The 20747-nt window shown below is 64.4% G+C and carries 18 protein-coding genes and 1 tRNA gene; 12 read left to right on the plus strand and 7 right to left on the minus strand.

Annotated features, from left to right (window positions below; genetic code table 11):
* Positions 1-153: 153 nt before the first annotated feature.
* The 3 genes from hmgB to AB7C87_RS03630 all read left to right on the plus strand — a co-directional run bounded on the left by hmgB (position 154) and on the right by AB7C87_RS03630 (position 5178).
* Entirely contained in the window at positions 154-1491 is a 1338-nt protein-coding gene (gene hmgB / locus AB7C87_RS03620) for a hydroxymethylglutaryl-CoA synthase (protein WP_369728027.1), read from the plus strand.
* A 356-nt stretch (positions 1492-1847) separates the two neighbouring features.
* Positions 1848-2660 (plus strand): sulfite exporter TauE/SafE family protein, encoded by an 813-nt coding sequence (locus AB7C87_RS03625; RefSeq protein WP_369728028.1) that lies wholly within the window; start codon positions 1848-1850, stop codon positions 2658-2660.
* A gap of 40 nt (positions 2661-2700) precedes the next feature.
* Positions 2701-5178, plus strand: coding sequence for a heavy metal translocating P-type ATPase (locus tag AB7C87_RS03630; protein ID WP_369728029.1), 2478 nt, complete (start codon positions 2701-2703; stop codon positions 5176-5178).
* A gap of 69 nt (positions 5179-5247) precedes the next feature.
* On the opposite strand, the gene AB7C87_RS03635 is transcribed toward AB7C87_RS03630, so the two are convergent.
* Entirely contained in the window at positions 5248-5385 is a 138-nt protein-coding gene (locus AB7C87_RS03635) for a hypothetical protein (protein ID WP_369728030.1), read from the minus strand.
* 128 nt (positions 5386-5513) lie between these two features.
* Here AB7C87_RS03635 and AB7C87_RS03640 point away from each other — a divergent pair, with 128 nt between their 5' ends.
* The 3 genes from AB7C87_RS03640 (at position 5514) to gcvPB (ending at position 10016) form a co-directional block, all read left to right on the plus strand.
* The gene (locus tag AB7C87_RS03640) at positions 5514-6791 is read left to right on the plus strand and encodes an AI-2E family transporter (protein ID WP_369728031.1); all 1278 of its coding nucleotides are present in this window, start codon (positions 5514-5516) and stop codon (positions 6789-6791) included.
* Between the two features lie 271 nt (positions 6792-7062).
* A complete protein-coding gene (gene gcvPA, locus AB7C87_RS03645; protein ID WP_369728032.1) occupies positions 7063-8400 on the plus strand; it encodes an aminomethyl-transferring glycine dehydrogenase subunit GcvPA in 1338 nt (445 codons plus the stop codon).
* Complete coding sequence (gcvPB, locus tag AB7C87_RS03650; protein ID WP_369728033.1) at positions 8397-10016, plus strand: aminomethyl-transferring glycine dehydrogenase subunit GcvPB; 1620 nt, start codon at positions 8397-8399, stop codon at positions 10014-10016. Before gcvPA ends, gcvPB begins: the two co-directional genes overlap by 4 nt.
* 74 nt (positions 10017-10090) lie before the next feature.
* Here the strand turns inward: gcvPB and AB7C87_RS03655 are convergent, their stop codons facing one another.
* Positions 10091-10264, minus strand: coding sequence for a DUF7838 family putative zinc beta-ribbon protein (locus AB7C87_RS03655; protein ID WP_369728034.1), 174 nt, complete (start codon positions 10262-10264; stop codon positions 10091-10093).
* Between the two features lie 251 nt (positions 10265-10515).
* On the opposite strand from AB7C87_RS03655, the gene AB7C87_RS03660 reads away from it, so the two are divergent.
* From AB7C87_RS03660 to AB7C87_RS03670, 3 genes are all read left to right on the plus strand, one after another.
* Positions 10516-10950, plus strand: coding sequence for a DUF4870 domain-containing protein (locus tag AB7C87_RS03660; RefSeq protein WP_369728035.1), 435 nt, complete (start codon positions 10516-10518; stop codon positions 10948-10950).
* Positions 10951-11172: 222 nt separating this feature from the next.
* Complete coding sequence (locus tag AB7C87_RS03665) at positions 11173-11706, plus strand: cob(I)yrinic acid a,c-diamide adenosyltransferase (RefSeq protein WP_369728036.1); 534 nt, start codon at positions 11173-11175, stop codon at positions 11704-11706.
* A gap of 241 nt (positions 11707-11947) precedes the next feature.
* Positions 11948-12022: transfer RNA gene (locus AB7C87_RS03670), tRNA-Val, on the plus strand.
* A 171-nt stretch (positions 12023-12193) separates the two neighbouring features.
* Here AB7C87_RS03670 and AB7C87_RS03675 read toward each other — a convergent pair.
* Positions 12194-13198 (minus strand): hypothetical protein, encoded by a 1005-nt coding sequence (locus tag AB7C87_RS03675; protein ID WP_369728037.1) that lies wholly within the window; start codon positions 13196-13198, stop codon positions 12194-12196.
* A 135-nt stretch (positions 13199-13333) separates the two neighbouring features.
* Positions 13334-14542, minus strand: a complete 1209-nt coding sequence (locus AB7C87_RS03680; RefSeq protein ID WP_369728038.1) for an alpha/beta hydrolase family protein — start codon at positions 14540-14542, stop codon at positions 13334-13336.
* A 91-nt stretch (positions 14543-14633) separates the two neighbouring features.
* Between AB7C87_RS03680 and AB7C87_RS03685 the strand changes: the two genes are divergently transcribed.
* Entirely contained in the window at positions 14634-14966 is a 333-nt protein-coding gene (locus AB7C87_RS03685; protein ID WP_369728039.1) for a GYD domain-containing protein, read from the plus strand.
* A 278-nt stretch (positions 14967-15244) separates the two neighbouring features.
* Here AB7C87_RS03685 and AB7C87_RS03690 read toward each other — a convergent pair whose 3' ends face one another.
* Complete coding sequence (locus AB7C87_RS03690; RefSeq protein WP_369728040.1) at positions 15245-16228, minus strand: beta-ribofuranosylaminobenzene 5'-phosphate synthase family protein; 984 nt, start codon at positions 16226-16228, stop codon at positions 15245-15247.
* 205 nt (positions 16229-16433) lie between these two features.
* Positions 16434-16763: a hypothetical protein gene (locus tag AB7C87_RS03695; RefSeq protein ID WP_369728041.1), complete on the minus strand. Its 330-nt coding sequence runs from the start codon at positions 16761-16763 to the stop codon at positions 16434-16436.
* A 219-nt stretch (positions 16764-16982) separates the two neighbouring features.
* Here AB7C87_RS03695 and ilvD point away from each other — a divergent pair, with 219 nt between their 5' ends.
* Positions 16983-18704, plus strand: coding sequence for a dihydroxy-acid dehydratase (gene ilvD / locus AB7C87_RS03700; protein ID WP_369728042.1), 1722 nt, complete (start codon positions 16983-16985; stop codon positions 18702-18704).
* 162 nt (positions 18705-18866) lie between these two features.
* The gene (locus AB7C87_RS03705) at positions 18867-19034 is read left to right on the plus strand and encodes a hypothetical protein (protein WP_369728043.1); all 168 of its coding nucleotides are present in this window, start codon (positions 18867-18869) and stop codon (positions 19032-19034) included.
* A 142-nt stretch (positions 19035-19176) separates the two neighbouring features.
* Here the strand turns inward: AB7C87_RS03705 and AB7C87_RS03710 are convergent, their stop codons facing one another.
* Positions 19177-20559, minus strand: coding sequence for a YncE family protein (locus AB7C87_RS03710; RefSeq protein WP_369728044.1), 1383 nt, complete (start codon positions 20557-20559; stop codon positions 19177-19179).
* Positions 20560-20747 lie beyond the last annotated feature (188 nt).

A 20747-nucleotide genomic window follows, 5' to 3' on the forward strand; every position in this document is an offset into this window, starting at 1 on the left:
GTCAACAAATAGGAATTACTCTTCGGATCGTGTGGAACCGGAGTCGATCGCCCGGTCTCACCCGCAGTTGCGGGAGGCCATCGCGGCGATCTTTCGTCGTTCGTCGAAACTTCGAACGACAATACCATATGGCTCCTCCCACACTGTTCGGGCATGACCGCAGTCGGTATCGACGCGATCGAAATCTGGACCGGGAACCTCAAACTCGACTTACCCGGGACGTTCGCCCCCGAGAAGGGCGAGGACCCGGAGAAGTACACGAAAGGTCTCGGCCTCAACGCGAGTTCGTTCCCAGACAGCTACGAGGATATCGTCACGATGGGGGCAAACGCCGCCCACCGACTGATGGAACGGAAGGGACTCGAACCGGACGACATCGGTCGGATCGACGTCGCGACGGAGAGTTCGTTCGACAACTCGAAGCCGGTTTCGACGTACGTCGCCGGCTGTCTCGAGCAGGTGTTCGACGGCGACTTCCACCACGCGAACAAAGGTGAGCGCAAGTTCGCCTGTATCGCGGGAACCCAGAGTTTAGACGACGCCTACAACTGGATTCGTGCGGGTCGCAATCGCGGTCGGTCGGCGCTCGTGATCGCGACGGACACGGCGCTGTACGCCCGCGGCGACGCCGGTGAAGCGACTCAGGGGGCGGGTGCCGTCGCCATGCTCATCAGCGAGGAACCGGACCTCGTCGAACTCTCGACCGAACAGGGCTACGGCTCGGCCGACGAGACCGACTTCCTCAAGCCAAACCAGCAGTTCCCCTCCGTCGACGGCAAACGCTCCGTGCAGGTGTATCTCGCTCGCATGCGCGAGGCGCTCGAGGATTACGAGAGCGTCGCCGGCGACGTCCACCCCGAGGACATCGCTTACATTCCGTTTCACACGCCGTTTCCGGGGATGGTCCGCAAGGCCGGATTGCTCGGCTACCGTCACATCACCCGCGACACGTCGATCGAGGACGAGTTAGCCGACGAGATCGGGAGACAGCCCCGACGGGAGGCGTTCGACGACGAGGCGGCGTTTCGCGACGCCGTCCGCGAGTACATGGACTCGCTCAAGGAAACCGAACGGTACCGGGAGTGGTACGACGCGACCATCGATCCGACGCTGTCGATCTCGCGTGAGGTCGGCAACTGGTACACCGGTTCAGTCCACGTCGCGCGCGCGAGCGCACTAAAAACCGCGCTCGAGCAGGGCCGTGATCTGACCGGCAAGACGATGATCGTCGGCTCCTACGGAAGCGGCGCACAGGCCGAGATTCACGCCGAAACGGTCGGGGACGGCTGGGAGGCGGAGATCGAGGCACTAAGCGTCGACGACCAACTCGACGCCCGGTACGATCTCTCCTGGGAGGACTACGAGAAGGTCCACGACGTCCACAATCACGAGATGGACGTCGACGTCGAGGAGTTCACCGCGCCCGACTCGGAGTTCGTTTTCGACGGTTGGGGCCGCATGGGAGAACGGCAGTACCGCTACGTCGAGTAGTTTTTTGGCACAGATTTTTGCGAGCGAGCGCTGAGCGAGCGAGGAAAAAGGTGCGTCGGTATGGAAGAACGGCAGTTCCGCTACGTCGAGTAGTTTTTTGGCACAGGTTTTTGCGATCGACCGATAAACGAGGAAAAAGGTGCATCGGTATGGGTGCACGGCAATACAGGTACGTCGAGTAGCCCCGGCCGGCGCTCGAGCGTCCTCGAGTCCCCGCCGGTTTGAAGAGCCGGTTCTCTGCTCGAGGGCGGCGCCACGTATCCGTTGGTAGAGTTGTCGAAACCGATTCGAAAGGCGAAACGCACTACACTGCTGGGCGGCTAGGTCGGCTAACGATCGAACTTGGGGCCTGACTCATGGATCCGCTCACACTGCTCGGCGTCGACGTCGTTCTCTTCTTCGTCATCGGCCTGCTTGCCGGTGCACACTGCGTTGGAATGTGTGGCCCACTCGTGACGATGTACTCGAGTCGGATGACCGACGGGGGGACGACGTCGGGATCGACGGCGAGCGGGCGGGGCGGCCACCTGACGACCTACGAAGTTCGCCAGCACGCGCTGTTCAACCTCGGCCGGACGGCGAGTTACACCCTGATCGGGGCCGCGTTCGGGGCGCTCGGTGGCGTCTTGTTCCTGACGGCGGCGGAACTCACGCCGGTCGTCGACCTCGCCCGGGGCGGCGTCGGCCTCCTCATCGGCGGCTTCGTCATCGCCACCGGAATATACTACGTACTCGGGCGGACGACCGGCGGCGTCTCGATTCCGGGACTCGAGCGAGTGACGGGCTGGCTGGTCGCTCGCGTCGACCGGTTGGCGAACGGCCCCGGGATTATCGGACTGGGAGCGCTTCACGGATTGCTCCCGTGTCCCGTCCTCTACCCGGCGTTTCTCTACGCGTTCGCGACGGGGTCGCCGACCGGCGGCGCGCTCGCACTGGTGGCACTCGGGATCGGGACGGTCCCGGCGGTTTTCGCCTACGGGACCGTGATCGACACCGTCGACGTCGTCCACCGACGCCGTGTCCACCGCCTGCTCGGCGTCGCGTTCGTCGTGCTGGGGTACGTCCTGTTCGCCCACGGGTTGATGGCCCTGGGCGTTCACGTTCCACATCCCGAATTGCCGTTCTACGACGCAATCGACGCCCCCGGCGCCGACGGCCACCACCACTGACAGACACCGATGACCGAGCGCAAATCGAACTGACCACACGATGACCGACGACCGATCCGACACCGGCTGTACGCTCTGTGACCTGCCCGTCGAGGGGAGCGACGTCGCCGTCGACGGGAAGCCATTTTGCTGTATCGGCTGTCGAGACGTCTACGACGCACTCGGCGACGTCGAGGGGGTCGGTGCCGAGGACGTTCGCGACGCTCGAGCGAGCGAGGTGGCGGGCGAGGGAGAACCGTCCTCGAGCGCCGATCCCGACCACGAGACCACCTATCTCGAGGTTAGCGGGATGTACTGTGTGACCTGCGAGGCGTTCATCGAGTCCGTCGCGACGTCGACCGACGGCGTCAGCGACGCGAGCGCCAGCTACGTCACCGACACCGTCCGGGTCGACCACGACCCAGACCGGGCCTCGATCGAGGAGCTCACAGCAGAGATCAGCCAACTCGGCTACAGCGCGTACGGCCGCGAAGACGCCGTCAGCCGTCGCCGGGCGGAGAACTGGGAGATGGGACGGATCGCCGTCGGCGTCCTCATGGGGATGATGGTGATGCTCCAGTACGTCGTCTTCATCTACCCCGTTTATTTCGGCGGGCTCTTCTACAACGAGCAGACGGTGGCGTTTTTCGAACAGACGCTCGCGAGCGAGCGGGCGACGCCGTTTTACTTGATGATCGCGGCACTGACGACGATCGTCCTCGGCGTCACTGGCAAGCCGATCTTACAGGGAGCGTACGTTGGGATCAAGACCCGGTCGCCGAACATGGACCTGCTGGTCGCGATCGCCGCCGTCAGCGCCTACCTCTACAGCACCCTCTCGATCGCCGTCGGCGGACCGCACATCTACTACGACGTCACCGTCGCGATCGTCGTCATCGTCACCGTCGGTGGCTACTACGAGTCGACGCTCAAGCGGGAAGCGACGGAGCGCCTCTCGGATCTCACCTCCGTCCAAGTCGACGAGGCTCGCCGCATCGGTCCCGACGGCGAACACGAGGAAGTCGCCCTCGAGGCGCTCGAGCCCGGCGACCGAGTGCTCGTCCGGGCGGGTGAACGGGTGCCGATCGACGGCGACGTCATCGACGGCGAGGCCGCGGTCGACGAGGCGGTCGTCACCGGCGAATCCCTTCCCGTCACGAAGGCGGTCGGTGACGACGTGGTCGGCGGCTCGCTGGTCGCCGACGGTGCGGTGACGGTCCGCGTCGGCGAGGACGCGACGAGCACGCTCGATCGCATCACCGAACTCGTCTGGGATCTCCAGAGCGGAACCCACGGCATCCAGAAACTCGCGGACAAATTAGCGACGATCTTCGTGCCGCTCGTGCTCGTCCTCGCGGTCGTCGTTACCGCGGTCTACCTCGCGACAGGCGCCGGCGTCGCCGCCGCGTTGCTCGTCGGCCTCACCGTCCTCATCGTCTCCTGTCCGTGCGCACTCGGACTCGCGACGCCGCTCGCGGTCGCCGCCGGCATCCGCGACGCCCTCGAGCGCTCGATCGTCGTCTTCGACGACAGCGTCTTCGAGCGCATCCGCGACGCCGACACCGTCGTCTTCGACAAGACCGGTACGCTGACGACCGGACAGATGACCGTCGTCGATGCGGACTGTGAGGAGAAACTGCTCGAGCGGGCGGCGATCCTCGAGCGTCGATCCGCCCACCCGGTCGGCCAGGCCATCGCCGCTATGGAGACGAGCGACGGCTCCGCCGAACCGGTCGCGGACGGCGGCGCGCTCGAAGGTGATCAATCTGCCGAGGGGGGGTCGGAGACCCCAGACGACGAGCGACTCGAGTCCTTCGAGAGTCACCGAAATGGTGTCTCAGGCGTCGTCGACGGCGGAGACGTCGTCGTCGGCCACCCCGACCTGTTTCGCGACCGCGGCTGGGCGGTTCCGGCTGACATCCAGAAGCGAATCGACGGCGAGCGGGCGGCCGGACGGGTGCCGGTCGCCGTCGGTCAGGACGGAACCGCCGAAGGGGTCGTCGTGGTCGGGGACGACCTCCGCGAAGGGTGGGCGGAGACGCTGACGGCGATCTCGGACGCCGGCTCCGAGGTCGTCGTTCTCACCGGCGACGACGCGCGTGCGGCGGAACAGTTCCGCGAGCATGCGGCGATCGATCGGGTGTTCGCGGGCGTTCCGCCGGAGGGGAAAGCCGAAACGGTCGCCCGTCTCGGCGAACGCGGACGGACCGTCATGATCGGCGACGGAACGAACGACGCGCCCGCGCTCGCGGCCGCCGATCTCGGGATCGCACTCGGCGGCGGCACCGCGATGGCGGCCGACGCCGCCGACGTCGCGCTCGTCGACGACGACCTCTCCTCGGTCGACACCGTCTTCGAACTCGCTCGAGCGACCGATCGTCGCGTCAAGGGTAACATCGGCTGGGCGTTTTGCTACAACGGGATCGCCATCCCGCTTGCCGTCACGGGACTGCTCAACCCGCTTTTCGCCGCGATCGCGATGGGTGCGAGCAGTCTCCTCGTGGTCACGAACTCCTCGCGAGCGCTCCTCGAGGACTGAGATCCGCGCCTCGAGGAAACTCGCGGTATCGTCATCGATCCTCTTTCGTCGTCGATTCTCGTGAGATGGTCATCGATCGTCCTCGGAATCGAGCTCTCGCTGAGCGCGCAGTAACATCCCTTTCCACGTCAATCCGTGGCGCTCTTTCGTCTCCTGTAGCCGTTCGTACGCCGATTCGTCGTCGAACGTAATCTCGAGGGACCTCACGAATTCCCACACACTGTCCTTAAACTTATCTATGATGGTCGTGTAACTATAATCCATTCGAGAGACGAGCCGGGTTATCGTACTATCGAGTCATCGCACTAATTGGTCAGGGGCGCGTACGGCGTCGCATGTCCGGCCCTCGAGAGACGGGAGCGTCGCAGTGGTTCACCGAACGGACCACGCTGACGGTGGTTGCGCTGGTGAGCGTCGCACTCGCCGCGCTCGTCGTTCTCCCCTACCTGCAGTACGTCCTGTTGAGTGCGGTCCTCGCGTACATTTTGATGCCGGCCCAGCGCCGCCTCGAGCCCTACGTGGGGTCGATGATCGCCGCGTTGACGCTGGTCGCCGTCGCCGTGCTCGCGATCTTGCTTCCGCTCGCGTACGTGCTCGCGATCGCACTCGGCGAGGCGGTCGAGATCGTCAACGCCGCACAGGACGGGAACCTCGACGCCGAGATGATCGAGTCACGGCTCGAGGAGACGGGGTACGCCGTCGACCTCGGTGAGCTGTGGCAGACGTATCAGGAACCGATCGGGACCGGGTTACAGGGGCTCGCGACCAGCGGCATCGAAATCGTCACCGGCCTTCCGAGCCTGCTGATCGGGCTGACGGTGACGCTGTTCGTCCTCTTTGCGCTGTTGCGAGACGGCGACGCCCTCGTCGCGTGGACCCAGCGGGTGTCGCCACTCGACGACGACGTCCAGCGTGAGCTGTACGACGACCTCGATCAGTTGATGTGGGCCTCAGTGGTCGGCAACGTCGCCGTCGCGGGAATTCAGGCAATCTTGCTCGGTGCCGGCCTCGCGGTGATCGGGATCCCGATGGTCATCTTCCTCACCGTCGCCACGTTCGTCCTCGCGTTGCTCCCGCTGATCGGCGCCTTCGGAGTCTGGGTTCCGGTATCGATCTATCTGCTCGCGGTCGGTCGCCCCCTCGAGGCCGCGGTTCTCGTCGGCTACGGCTCGCTCGTCAGCGCCTCCGACAACTATCTGCGGCCGGCACTGATCGGTCGGACGAGCGCCTTCAACTCCGCGATCGTCGTCGTCGGTATCTTCGGCGGTCTCGTCGTCTTCGGCGCCGTCGGCCTCTTTATCGGCCCCGTGATCCTGGGCGGTGCGAAGGTCACTCTCGACGTATTCGCTCGAGAGCGAGCGGACGGTGGAGCCGACGAACCGGCGGCGGACCCTGCAGTCGACACCGATCCGGACACCGGCGTTACAGCGGACGACGAACCGGATTCGGACCTCGAGTCCGAAGCCGGATCGGCGGATGCGGCCGGTTCGGCCCAGCCCGGAACCGAAGCGGCGGATGCGGCCGGTTCGGCCCAGCCCGGAACCGAAGCGGCGGCCGAGACATCGGAGCGGACTGAAAACGACGATTCGGCCGGCCCGCCGTCCGACACGTAGTTTGTGAAATAGGCCATCGCGGGTACTTTGGGAAACGGCGCCGTATGGGGTATCTCGGCGCTCGATCCGGAGGGAGACGTCCGCACGTGTCGACGGCGGCCGGCTCCTCGCCCACCGGAGACACTCCGGGCGGGTTCGTCGAGCGGACGTTCGCGACCGCATGCGTTAATTAGCCACACAAACTACGCTCTGGTATCGTGTCTCGAATCGATACCCGCGTTCCAGGCGGGTGGGGGCGGGCCGTATCGTCCGCCCGACGGGTCCAGTAACTATGCACGGGTCACAGCTCACGGGGAGCCCGTACGCTCCCCACACGGACGACGAACGGGCGGCGATGCTCGAGGCGGTCGGCGCCGAGACGGTCGAAGAACTGTTCGACATCCCACCGGACGTCGGGTTCGAGGGATCGTACGGGATCGACGCCCGGACAGAACGGGAGACGCGCCGGCTCGTTCGTTCGATACTGGGTCGAAACGACGACCTGACGGAACTGCTCGGCCGGGGCCACTACGGCTACTACGTCCCCTCCGTCGTCGATCACCTCGCCGACCGCTCGGAGTTTCTGACCTCCTACACCCAGTACCAACCAGAAGTCTCGCAGGGATTCTTGCAGGCGCTGTTCGAGTACCAGTCGCTTCTGGTCGAACTCACGGGTCTCGCGGTCGCGAACTGCTCGATGTACGACGCCGCCACCGCCCTCGGCGAGGCCGCCACGCTGGCCGATCGGGTTCGCGATACGAGCGGCCACCGCGTCCTCGTTCCCGACCGCTTACTCGAGGGCCGACGCTCGACGCTCGAGAACTACGTCGCCGGCACGGACCTCGTCGTCGAGGAGTACCCGACCGATGACGCCAACGTCGACCTCGACGCACTCGAGAAAATCGTCGACGACGACGTCGTGATGATCTACGCGGAGAATCCGACGGTTCGCGGAACGATCGAGGAACGCCTCGAGGCGGTGGGCGACGTCGCCGAGGTGACGGACGCGCTGTTCGTCCTCGGCTCCGATCCGGTCGCACTCTCGTTGCTCCAGCGGCCCGTGGACGTCGGTGTGGACGTCGTCGTCGGCGACGCGAGCGTCCTCGGTCTCCCGACGAGTTACGGGATGGGCCTCGGGCTGTTCGCCACGAGCGAAGACTACCTCCGGCAGGTACCCGGCCGACTGGTCGGCGCGAGCGAGGACGCGACCGACCGGCGGGCGTACACCCTCACCCTCCAGACCAGAGAACAACACATTCGACGCGAGCGGGCGACGAGTAACATCTGTACGAACCAGGCCTGGGTCGCCTTACGGACCGCGATGCACGTCGCGGTCCTCGGCCCCGAAGGGATGGTCGACCTCGCGAAACGCGGTGTCACCCGCACGGAGGGACTCGCCGAGCGCGTCGACGGCCTCGTCGGCGCGAGCGCACCCGTCCACGATCGGCGACACTTCCGGGAGTTCGTCGCACACGTCGACCAACCCGCTCGAGCCGTCGCCGACGACCTCGAGCATCTGGGCTTTGCGGTCCACGTCGTTGATGACCACCAGATTCAGGTCTGTGTCGCCGGCGTCCCCGACGATCGGCTGGATTCGTTCGTCACGGCGCTCTCGGAGGTGGTCCGATGACGGACGACCGCGACGCGAAGCCGGCAGATCGCGAGGACGATCACGTCCGGTACGATCAGGCACGCTACGTCGAGGACGGCCAGTACGAACCCCTCCTCTCGGAGAAGGACCTGACGCGGGTCGTGATCGGCCCCGAGGGAACCAGTAGAGGGGACGAGAGGGATGGGAGCGATGCGGCCGACGAGGGCGAGACCGACACAACTGGCGGAAACCGGGCCGACGCAACTGGCGGAAACCGGGCCGACGCAACCAGCGAGGGCGTCGACTCGCCGCTTCCTGACGATCTCACGCGTGATACCCTCGAGCTTCCGAGCCTCTCGGAGCCCGAACTCGCGCGCCACTACACCCGGCTCTCCCAGATGGTCTACGGGATCGACAGCGGCCCCTATCCCCTCGGCTCGTGTACCATGAAGTACAACCCCGCGTTCACCGAGGACGTGGCCGCGCTCCCGTCTGCGAGCGTCCACCCCGACCGCTCGGAGTCGTCGATTCAGGGCACCCTCGAGTTACTCTACCGCCTGCAGGACTACCTCGGCCGGATCGGCGGGATGGACGCCGTCACGCTCCAGCCGCCCGCCGGCGCGGCGGGGGAGTTCGTCGGCATCCGTGTCGCGGCGGCCTATCACGATCACCGGGGTGAACATCACCGAGACGAGGTGATCGTCCCCGAGAGCGCCCACGGAACGAACTTCGCGACCGCCGCCCTCGGCGGCTACGACGTGGTTTCGTTACCCAGCGACGACGGTGGCCGGGTCGACCTCGAGGCGCTCGAGGCCGCCCTCTCCGAGAACACGGCGGCGCTCATGCTCACGAACCCGAACACGCTGGGGCTGTTCGAACGCGACATCGCCGAAATCGCCGAGATGGTCCACGACGCGGGCGGATTGCTCTACTACGACGGAGCGAACTTGAACGCATTGCTCGGTCGCGCCCGCCCCGGCGATATGGGATTCGACGTGATGCACTACAACGTCCACAAGACGTTCGCGACGCCCCACGGCGGCGGCGGCCCCGGCGCCGGACCGGTCGGCGTCGTCTCCGGGCTTGCGCCGTTCCTGCCCTCGCCTCGAGTGCGCGAGTCGGGGGAGACGGCGTCCGGCGAACCGACCTACGAACTGTTCGATCCCGAGCACACGATCGGCAAGGTCCACGGTTTCCAGGGTAACTGGCTCGTTCTCGTGAAGGCGTTTGCCTACATCGCCCGGCTGGGTGATGTGGGGCTCGCGGACGCCAGCGCGAAAGCGATCCTGAACGCGAACTACCTCGCGAGTCAGATTCCCTACGACGTCCCCTACGAACCGTTCCACCACGAGTTCGTCGCCAGTGCGGGTGAACAGGACGCCGCCGACGTCGCCAAACGAATGCTCGACCACGGCGTTCACCCGCCGACGACCAAGTGGCCCGAGATCGTCCCCGAGGCACTGATGACCGAACCAACGGAGATCGAGAGCAAGGCCACACTGGATCGCCTCGCCGCCGCGTTCGACGCCGTCGCCGCCGAGGACGACGCGACGATCGAGAGCGCTCCAGAACGGACGACAGCCCGCCGAATCGACCAGACGAGCGCCGCGCGGAATCCGCGGTTGTCGTGGCAGGCGCTCGAGGACGAGCCCTGAGCTAACGCGGCCCTCACCGAAAACTGGACACCGGACACTCCACAATAGTCGTATTTTCGTCGAAAAACGCCGAGTTACGCACTCGAGTCGACGGCCGTGCCGTTGCCCTCGATGCGGACGAATCCGTAGTCACAGTCGGGGCAGTGCCACTTGACCTTCTCGCCGAGATGGAGCGTCGTGCTCGCGGCGCGGTAGAACGTCCGCTCGCCGTCACAATCCGGACAGTAGTGATCGAGTTCCATCGCCATAGCCGAGGGTAACGAACGCATCGAGTTTAACCTACTGATTTTCCGGGGTCCGTCTGGAAGCCGTGATGGGGGGCACTTACCTCGCGGTAACGTATGCGACTACTTTCAGTTCACGTAACTGTTAACTCCTGAAAATTCACTCTATGAGTGTAGAAGCAACGGCCGAATCGAATCGAGTGAGGCTCTTTCAGATGATCGAGGGCCGACGTCGATTCGATAGCTGATGCGTACTAAACATATCGATCCTACTCATGACCACAGAACACGCGAATACGGACGGCGAACTACCTGACGAACAGATCGACGCGGAACCGCCAGGAGAGTCGGAGGTCGTCGGCGGATTAGACGAAAACGTCGCGGGAGCCGTCGCGTATCTCTTCGGCCCCATCTCCGGAATCCTGTTTTTCGTCCTCGAGGACAAAAACGAGTTCGTCCGGTTTCACGCCGCACAGAGTATGGTCGTCTTCGGCACGGTGATCGCGATCCAGATCGGGATTACGATCGCGCAGATGGTACTCGAGACCATTCCGTTCGTCGGATGGGTTCTCTCGTTCATCGTCGGCCTCTTTACGCTGTTGTTGATGCCGATCGCGTTCATCCTGTGGGTCGTCTTGCTGTTGAAGGCGTACAAAGGCGAGCGGTTCAGCCTCCCCCTTCTCGGGGGCGTCGCCGATGGTCTCGCCTGAGACGATCTGCGCTCCGTCGACTCCGGTACGACCGTGACCCGTCCCGTGAGGCCACCGGTAGATCGGGACAGCTGTTCGTCTGAGACGACCGCGGCCTCGATCGATTACGATCCCGGGCTGTCGCGGCCGACTGGACCCGACTGACCTGATTCCGTGTCGAATCGCCGAACGAACTCCCCGTCGACAACGATTTTGACCCCGCCCACGTTCTTCGAGCTAGTGATGACGATCTACACCGGCCGCGGCGACGACGGGAAGACCGATCTCCGAGACATGACCCGCGTCTCGAAGACCGATCCGCGGATCGAGGCCTACGGTACCGTCGACGAACTCAACGCGTTGATCGGCACGGTCCGTCCGACCGGTCACGACGACGTCGACGATCGTCTCCGGACGGTTCAGAACCACCTCCACGTCATCCAGGCGGAGTTCGCGACTCCCGATCCCGACGAGGACGACCCCACGATCCGGACGAAACACGTCGATCGGATCGAAGGATGGATCGACGAGTACGATGACGAACTTGAGCCGCTGACCTCGTTTATCCTGCCCACCGGGAGCGATCACGGTGCTCGCCTGCACCACGCCCGGACCGTCTGTCGGCGGGCCGAGCGACGAGCCGTCGATCTCGCCTCCGCGGAACCGATCGGCGAAGACACCGTCCAGTACTTGAACCGGCTCTCGGACGGACTGTTTACGTTTGCCCGAGTCGTCAACGCCCGGGACGGTGAACCCGAAGAACAGCCACGGTACTAACGCAAAATACCAGAGTCGTCGACGTCGACGGAAAACGCCGATATCAGACCGCTTCGAGTGGTTCTGTAGGAGTGACCTCGAGTATCGTTCCGGCGACCGGGAGATTGTGCCCTGGTTCGATTTGGTCGGTTGCTCGAGTGTACTCGAAGCGCTGTCGGGGACGGCTATCGACGAGTCTCCGGATAGTTCGCTGAGCGATGAAAGGAAGTCTTAAGTCGAACGCACGGATACGACAGCCTGCGGGTTGGTGATCTAGTCCGGTTATGATACCTCCTTCACACGGAGGAAGTCGGCAGTTCAAATCTGCCCCAACCCATTTTGTCGACACATAACGACGAGCGGAGCGAGGAGACCGTGTCGACAAAATTGAGATGGCAGTTTGAACCAGACGAGGCGCGCGCAGCGGAGCGAGCACGTCTCGGAAAGGTTCAAATCTGCCCCAACCCACCCACCCTTCCTCGTCGATACCCCGATACTCGGATCACGGTCAGGAGTCCTCCAAGACTGACGTCGTTTCGGGATTCGCACGTAACGCCGACGCGGATACGTAACGGTGGCCCTGAACAAACGCAACTGTCCGGTCGCTGCCCTTGGCCGTCTTGTCGTTTCTGACCGACCCCTCGAGGGTAATGCCGTCGTCTTCGTCGAGAAAGATGACCTTCTGATCGCTTTCGTATCTGTCGGCTCCATCGTCGCGAAGTCGGTCAACGATGTCGCGTAACGTCTTCCGCTGTCTCTTCGAGAGGGAGTCGACTGCTGCTACGCCCTTTGGTGTCAGTTCAACGCTCTCGATCGAGTTGACGATCTTCGGAATCTCCGGCTGGATCGCGCCGTCGGTGTAGAATGCGAGGTACCGAGCCGGTTTGAACGACCTCTGGGGCTGACAGAAGTAGAGACCGTATTCCTCGTACTCGGGCCAGGCTTTCCGTGCACCGACGACCAAAACTCGATCCTCCTTGCCGCTAACCAGCTCTTCCTCGTACAGGAATCGGACCATTTCCCGAAGGAGGAAGGCTTCCCGCTCCGTTGGAACCGCAAGCGACTGCTCTGTGTTGCCTCGATTGCGATCGAGGATCGACTCCGCCGCATCAACGACGCCATCGAAGCTGGTCCACACTACCCGGTCGTCGTCTAGTGCGGCTACCGCCCTCGGGAGTTCGTGATCAGGGGTCAACACGACGAGCCGTTCGGTGTCTGCGGCCTCCTCGCAGAGGTAGGAGAGATGCCCTCTGAGCTGATCTGTCCTCACCTCGTCTCGTCTCGTCTTCGTCTCGAACAGCAACGATGTCGAACTTCGGACTCCGGCGTCGGGGACCGATCCATCCCCGACGAGCTGGTTTTCGAACGTCACGAGCGAGATGTCTGACTCGTCCAAGAGGGCTTCGAGGAAGTCCTCCGCGAGTTGGTTGTTGACGTTTTCGAGAACGGCGATTAGCGTCGACGTCACTCGGTTTTCACCCTGCGTGTAGGTCGAGAACAGTGGGTTGGTCATAACCCACACACTCTCCTGGAGTGACAAGTGTGTACTCCATCGTAGGTGCGGTTCAACCGGACAGTGGTGCGGAGTGCATACTCGCTCGAGCGCCCCCATCATTTCACGGGCCGACGGTACGTTTGTCTGCTTTCGTCACGTCGCTCTGGCGTTAGACCGCTCGAGCGTCTCGTCCAGCCAGTCGAACATCCGCCGGTGAAACACCGACTGTCCCATCCCCTCACAGTGGCCGCCGGCCCCTTCCGCGTCGGTGAACTCGAGGAACTCCGTCGGCGCCGAGAGCGAGGAAGCGAGGTCTCGAGACTGAACCGCGAGTCGATCGGACTCGTTGGCGGTGACGAGCGTCGGACACCGAATCTGGTCGACGCGATCCTCGAGCGTGTACCGCTGAAGTTCGCGGACGTACTCGCCCAGCGAGTCGATGCCGTGGGCGGCCATTCGCGAGCCGAAGAACTCGAGGGCGTGTGGGTCCTCGAGGCGTTCGTCGAGCGCCGCGTCGGCGTCGGGGTCGCCCTCGAGGACGTCGTCGCGAAGCTCCTCGGGGACAAGCTGTCCCACGAGCGAGCCGAGGTCGACCATGCCGGGGTCCGCGACGAGCGCGGCGAGGCGGTGCTCGCCCGTCGCCGCCCGGGGAGCGAGGTAGCCGCCGAAGCTTCGGCCGACCAGCGCGAGACGGGAAGCGTCGACGTCGGTCCGTCTGGCGGCGTAGTCGACGACGGGACGAACCACGGTCTCGTACTCCGGACGGAAGTACAACCGCTTCTCGTAGAGCGTGCCACCCTGTCCCGGTCCCTCGAACAGCAGGCAGTTGTAGCCGCGGGCGACCGCGGGTGCCACAAGCATCGGATACGACTCCTCGACGGGGGAGTCGTAGCCGGGAAAGCCGATTACGGTCGGTCGGACCCGCCCCGATGCGTTCGGCGCGAAGAAGTAGCCGTCGAGGGTCGTCCCCTCGAACGGAACGTCGACGACCTCGCAATAACGGTCGAACAGTGAGGTCGCGTCCCGGAAACACTCGCGCTGTCGGCGCCAGGCTTCGTGCAACATCGGGTCGTCGAGATCGTGTCTGTGAAAGAAGTACGCCGACCGGTAGTACTCGGCCCCGCGGAGAAACGCCTCGCGTGCGCTCACCCGGTGATCCCTGTCGAGCGAGTGGTGTGCGGCGGTTTCGACTGCCTCGGCCGTCGCGAACCACTCGTCGTACCAGCTGTCGTACTCCCCGTCGTCGATTCGGTCGGCGGTGGCGAGACACTCGCCGACCTCCGCACAGCCGTAGACCGCCTTCGCGAGCGCGCGCTCGAGCTGGGCCTCGAACTCGTCGTCGTCGAACTGAGCGAACGACATGGCCTTCGGACCACGACGGCGCCAATAAATCTGACACGTGACGCGATCAGGATCACGATCGACTTACCCCGGAGAGGGTGTACGTCGGTGGATGGGATTTATCTTCGACGACGGTGGCAGTAGGCGTGCCATGTCGACGTACGTCACGCTCTGGCAGTTCACCCAGCACGGCGCCCAGGCGATCCGAGAGAGCCCGGATCGCATCGACCGACTCGAGGAGTTGTTCGACGAGATGGGCGGCGAACTCCTCGAGTTTCACATGCTGATGGGACAGTACGATACGATCACGATCAGCGAGTTTCCGGACGACGAGACGGCGTCGCAGGCGGTACTCGCCGTGACGGAGGAGGGAAACGTCAGCTCCGAGACGCTCAAGGCGTTCTCGCGCGAGGAGACGCGGGAACTGATCGACGGAATTCCGTAGCTCGAACGTTGGATAGCCGATCACGGCGGTCCAGTACTGATCGCGGTGTTTAGAGCCCACCGCGGCCATTTGTCGCACATCGAACCCATATAGCGCCGCTCGAGGTGGTCGGGAGGTGGTCGTTGGGAGGTGGTCGTTGGAGTGGTGGTCGTTGGAGTGGTGGTCGTCCGGAGACGATCGCCGGAGTGGTGGTTGTCGTGGTGACAACGGCCGGTCTGCAGACGGCGGCCGCCCACCGAAAAGTGGCCGTTTACGGTCGGCTACCGAATTGTGTCCGGTTACGGCTGGCTAGCCGTATGGACGTTCGCACCTTCGGTGGCGGGTGCCGAGAGGAGGACCCGCCCATCGAGTCCCCTGTCGGTGAGTGCGTTCTCGGCCGCCGCTCTCGCTTCCTCGGCGTGGTCCTCGTCGGTCACGCCGTAGACGACCGGCCCCCACGACGACTGGCCGACGCCCGAGAGGACGCGACAGCCCTCGAGCGCTTCGACGAGTTCGCCCGCTGGCGGGCGAAAGACGCCCCCCTGGGCGTCCGCGTACCAGCTTCCGTTCTTGCGTCCGATCTCGGCGACGGCCTCGCCGAACTCCTCGAGGCGTCCCTCCGCGGCGGCCGGAAGCAGTTTTCGCGTGACGACGCCCGCGATTTCGTCGGCGACGGCCGGATCAGCACGTTCGACGACGGCTCGCATACTTCGATCCTCGTCGTCGCCGCTTCGTCCCGGCTCGGCGTCGGGAACGACGACGACGAATCGCCACCCGGAGGGAAGGTCGTGGCGAGAAACCACGGGCGGAACCGTCCAGTCGCCTTCCGCTGGCGGCTCCGTCGTAAAGCGTGTCGTCGGGTGACCGGCGTCGACGACGAACCCGCCCGCTTCGAACGTCGCGACGCCGACGCCGCTTCGCCCGCCACGGCCCAGTCTGGGAGCACGCTCACGGATCCTGGGATCGAGACCGTGTGCTCGGGCCGTCCCCGCGAGGACGGCGAGGGCGAGCTGGGTGCCACTCCCCAGGCCGACGTGTCGCGGGAGGCGTTCCTCGAGGGAGATCGCGACGCCGGGGAGATCCAGTAATTCGATCGCGTGGCTTGCGTACTTGCGGACGAGCGGGTCTTTTGTCGCAATCTCGTCGGCGGGATCGGCGACGAGGGCCACCCGGGGCTCCTCGAGTCCGACGCCGATTCCGCCGTACAGCCGACGGCGGGCGAGCGAGAGGTTCTGGAACCCGACGTGAAGGCGTGCGCCCGCGGTGACGGTAGCGGTCGGCATCTTTGTTCGCCGGTTGGATCGCTCGAGGGAAGGGGGTTTCGACGTTGGCAACGACTGACGAAGTTACTGGAAAGAGATGCGACGGGCCGGTGGAGTCGACGGGATGGACGTCTCTGGGCACCTACGGACGTCAACACACCGTGCAGTCAGTTCGCCTCGGATGACCGTCGCGGGTCGAGAACGCGTCGGTCGACGGCTCTGAGAACTATCGTTCGGGAACGCCGTACTCGACGTGGACGGTTGGCGTGCTCGGAGACTCGGGGGCGGGAACGCCGTTCCAGTCGACGAGACTGACGTTCGCCATCTGTCCGGAGAATCTGAAGCGTCGCACGCCCACGTCGATCGTTCCTTCGGCGACGTGTTTCGAGACGATCGTCGCGTCCGCTAACGGATCGTCCGCCATCATCTCGATCTCGCCGTTGACGGCGATTTCGAACGACGAGGGAACCCCGCGACCGACGATGGTTACGAGATTGGGGAGGTGGTCGTCTTCGGTCGATGCTGTCTGGCTGTATACCGGATCGTCGCGTGCCATGCTTCGATGAGCCGGGTGGTTCGGTATAAGCTTTCTTGCTCGAGGAACAGTAGGATCGCGAGAAATAGAGCCGCTGATGTATAAATTTCGCAATAGACCGGGTTTTCCGAACGGACGACTATCCCCGGGTATTAGACGAACATGTTCGCCATATTCGGCCGTGACGGAGCGATCGGCCGGGAAGGGGTGACTTATAGTGCGCCGACGTAAGGTCCGACCATGAGCAGCGACGAGTTCGATTACGGAAAAGACGAGCAGTTGCCGAGCCACGAGGTAACACAGGGTGCCGAGAAAGCCCCTCATCGAGCGATGTTCCGTGCGATGGGATTCGACGACGAGGACTTCTCCTCGCCGATGATCGGCGTTGCCAACCCGGCAGCGGACATCACGCCGTGTAACGTGCATCTCGACGACGTCGCCGACGCGGCCCTCGAGGGCGTCGACGAGGCCGGCGGCATGCCGATCGAGTTCGGGACGATCACCATCTCCGACGCCATCTCGATGGGGACCGAGGGGATGAAGGCGTCGCTGATCTCTCGGGAAGTCATCGCCGATTCAGTTGAACTGGTGGCCTTCGGCGAGCGCATGGACGGTCTGGTGACGATCGGCGGCTGTGACAAGAACATGCCCGGGATGATGATGGCCGCCATCCGGACCGACCTCCCCTCGGTGTTCCTCTATGGCGGCTCGATCATGCCCGGCGAACACGACGGGCGGGAGGTCACGATCCAGAACGTCTTCGAGGGCGTCGGCGCCGTCTCCCAGGGTGAGATGAGCGAGGACGAACTCAGCGAGATGGAACACCACGCCTGTCCCGGTGCCGGGTCCTGCGGTGGCATGTTTACGGCGAATACGATGTCGTCGATCTCCGAGGCGATCGGCTTTGCGCCGCTCGGATCGGCTTCCCCGCCCGCCGAAGACGATGATCGGTACGACGTTGCCCACGAGAGCGGCGCACTCGCGGTCGAGGCGGTCGAGCGCGGTCTGCGACCCTCCGATTTCCTCTCGAGAGAATCCTTCGAGAACGCGATCGCCCTACAGGTGTCCGTCGGCGGATCGACCAACGCCGTCCTCCACCTCCTCGCGATGGCCGCGGAAGCCGGCGTCGACCTCGACGTCGAGGACTTCAACGAGATCAGCGCTCGAACACCGAAGATCGCCGACCTCCAGCCGGGCGGCGAGAAGGTGATGAACGACCTCCACGAGGTCGGCGGCGTGCCCGTCGTCCTCCGCGAGTTGCTCGAGGCCGACTTACTCCACGGTGACGCGCTGACCGTCACGGGCGAGACGATGGCCGAGGCGCTCGAACGCCTCGACCCGCCTCGAATCGAGAATCTCGACGCAGAGTTCCTTCACACCGTGGACGACCCCATCCACGAGCGCGGCGCGATCCGGATCCTCACGGGCAATCTCGCTCCCGAGGGTGCGGTGATCAAGATCACCGGTGAGGATCACCTCCGCCACGAGGGGCCGGTTCGGGTCTTCGAGGAAGAGGAGAACGCGATGGCGTACGTTCAGGAGGGCCGCGTCGAGTCCGGCGATGTCCTCTGTATTCGCAACGAAGGCCCCCGCGGCGGACCCGGCATGCGCGAGATGCTCGGCGTCACGAGCGCCGTCGCCGGACAGGGCCACGCCGAGGACGTCGCGCTGTTCACCGACGGGCGGTTCTCGGGAGCCACTCGAGGCTTCTCTATCGGCCACGTCGCCCCCGAGGCCTTCGTCGGCGGTCCGATCGCCGCCCTCGAGGACGGCGACGTCGTCACGATCGACATCGACGAACTCGAGCTCTCGGTCGACCTGACCGACGAGGAGATCCAGAGCCGGCTCGAGGAGTACGAACCCGAGCCAACGTACGACACCGGCGTCTTAGCGAAGTACGGTCGGGCGTTCGACTCCGCGGCCAACGGCGCCGTCACCAATCCGGGAGCGACTCGAGAATAGCGACGGTCGAACGGCCCCTTCTGTCGCAGGTTCGACTCGAGCACGTGATTGGGGCCTCGTTTTCGGGTCCATCGTCCGTTCGCCGCGGACGAGGCGAGGGGCCCCCTTCGATGTCCTGCACGACGCTTTCCCCCACATACCACAGAGAGTCGATAGAGACGAATGTACAAGTACTGCCTCGAGTGTGGGTGGCAGGTCAGTACGAGCGACGACCTCACAGAACGGGAGGCGTCGAAGATGGCTATCGAACACTTCGTCGAAACCGGCCACGCCGTCGAGTCACTCCGTCTTCCGCCGCCTGTCGTGCTCGAGGAGTACCGCAGGCGGTGAGAGGGTCAGGAGTACCGCAGGCGGTGAGTCCGTCTGCTGTAACCGTCCGCGAGACGTCTTGATATGCCGATTTACTGGTTTGTCGATCGGCCGCCGGTCGACGAGAAAAAAACCGTGGTCGTCGGACGACCCTGCCCGCGCCTTAGAACGGCGGCGAAGTCGGGATACCGGTCTCGAAGTCGTCGATCGGCCGGACGCCGATGCCGTGGAAATCGGGCGTCGAGATGTGGTCGTCGTCGATCTCGTCTTCGGAGTAGTCGTCGATCGGGTCGGGTTCGACGACGTCGACGATCTCCCGCGTCTCGGTGTCCAGCACGGAGAAACCGGGCGTCACGCCGGTCGCGGCGTGGGGGTCACCGGACTGCGGGGCAGGGCCGCGAAGGGTCACGAACATGTACTCGCCGTCGGGCGATGCCCACATGATGTCCGGTGCGTCGCGCTCGCCGGGTTCGTCGGACTGGTCAGGACCGTAGGCGTCGATCTCCTCGATGACCTCGTCCGTCTCGGGGTCGAGGATAACGCCGTCGTTCGTCTCGCGGTTGAGGACCCACAGTTCCTCGCCGTCGGGGGTGAACCAGAAGCCGTGAGCGTCGTTGCCGGCCGTGCTCGCGCCGTCGACGACGACCTCGTCCTCGGCCGTGTCGTAGACGTAGTAGTCGCCGACACCCTCGCCGTCGCTCGAGGGGAGGCCCGCGGTGAGGTAGAACTTCTCCTCGGAGGGATGTGGCATCGTTCCGCAGTTGGTCGGCAGTTCGTCCCCGGAGTACGCCCGGTCGACCGAGAAGTCATCGTGATCGACGATGATGAGCGCGCCGTCGTGGTAGCTCGGTCCGACGGTGTGAAGCGAGCGCCCGTCCTGGGCGTACTGATGACAGATCGGAGCACCCTCGTCGATGCCGGCGTCGACGATCGTGTCGTCCTCGCGAAGCTCGATGTAGTCGACGATTTCGAACTCCTCCGCGTCGAGGTCTGCGTCGACTCGGACGATCTTCGCGTCGCCGATGACGTCGACGTGGATGTACTCGTCGTCGGGCGAGAAGCCGGCGAAGTGAGAGCTCGGTCCGGTCTCGATGTTCCCGACGAGTTCGTGGTCTTCGGTCCGGAAGACGAGCGTCCGTGCACCGGCCGTACAGGCGACGGCGGCGTACTCGTAATCGGACGTGTAGTCGATCATGTGCGGAACGACGCCGTCGTCCGGCACGCCCTCGAGTTCGTTCAGATCGATCGTATCGGTGTGATCGAACTCGTCGTCGCCGTCTCCGGGCTGATAGAGATGGATGTTGTCCCGACCCTGATCGAGCGCCCAGACTTCGTACTGGAGCGTCTCGGGTTCCTCGGGTTCGTCGTCTTCGTCCCCGTCGTCGGTCTGTTCTTCCTGGTCGTACGTGCCGTCGTCGTCAGCACCCGCGTCGTCGTCCTGGGTGTCTACGTCGGTCTCTTCTTCGTCCGCACAGCCGGCGACCGCGATGACGCCGGCAACAGCACTCCCCGCGATGAATTTTCTGCGAGTCGGATCTGGCTTCATACCGACGTACTCGGGTCTAGGGGTTCAAAAGTTTGCGGGTTTCAGGCCGTCTCCCTGGCAAATTTGGCACTTACGGGAGATAGCGGCAATAGTTGACTGCGGTTTCTGAGCGGTCTCGAGAGATCCGTCGGAAGCTCCAGTTACCCGTCAAACGTTGGTGAATTATACGGGAAGAGTGAGCAAATATC

It is taken from the genome of Natrarchaeobius versutus, assembly GCF_041205745.1.
Taxonomy (GTDB): Archaea; Halobacteriota; Halobacteria; order Halobacteriales; family Natrialbaceae; genus Natrarchaeobius; species Natrarchaeobius versutus.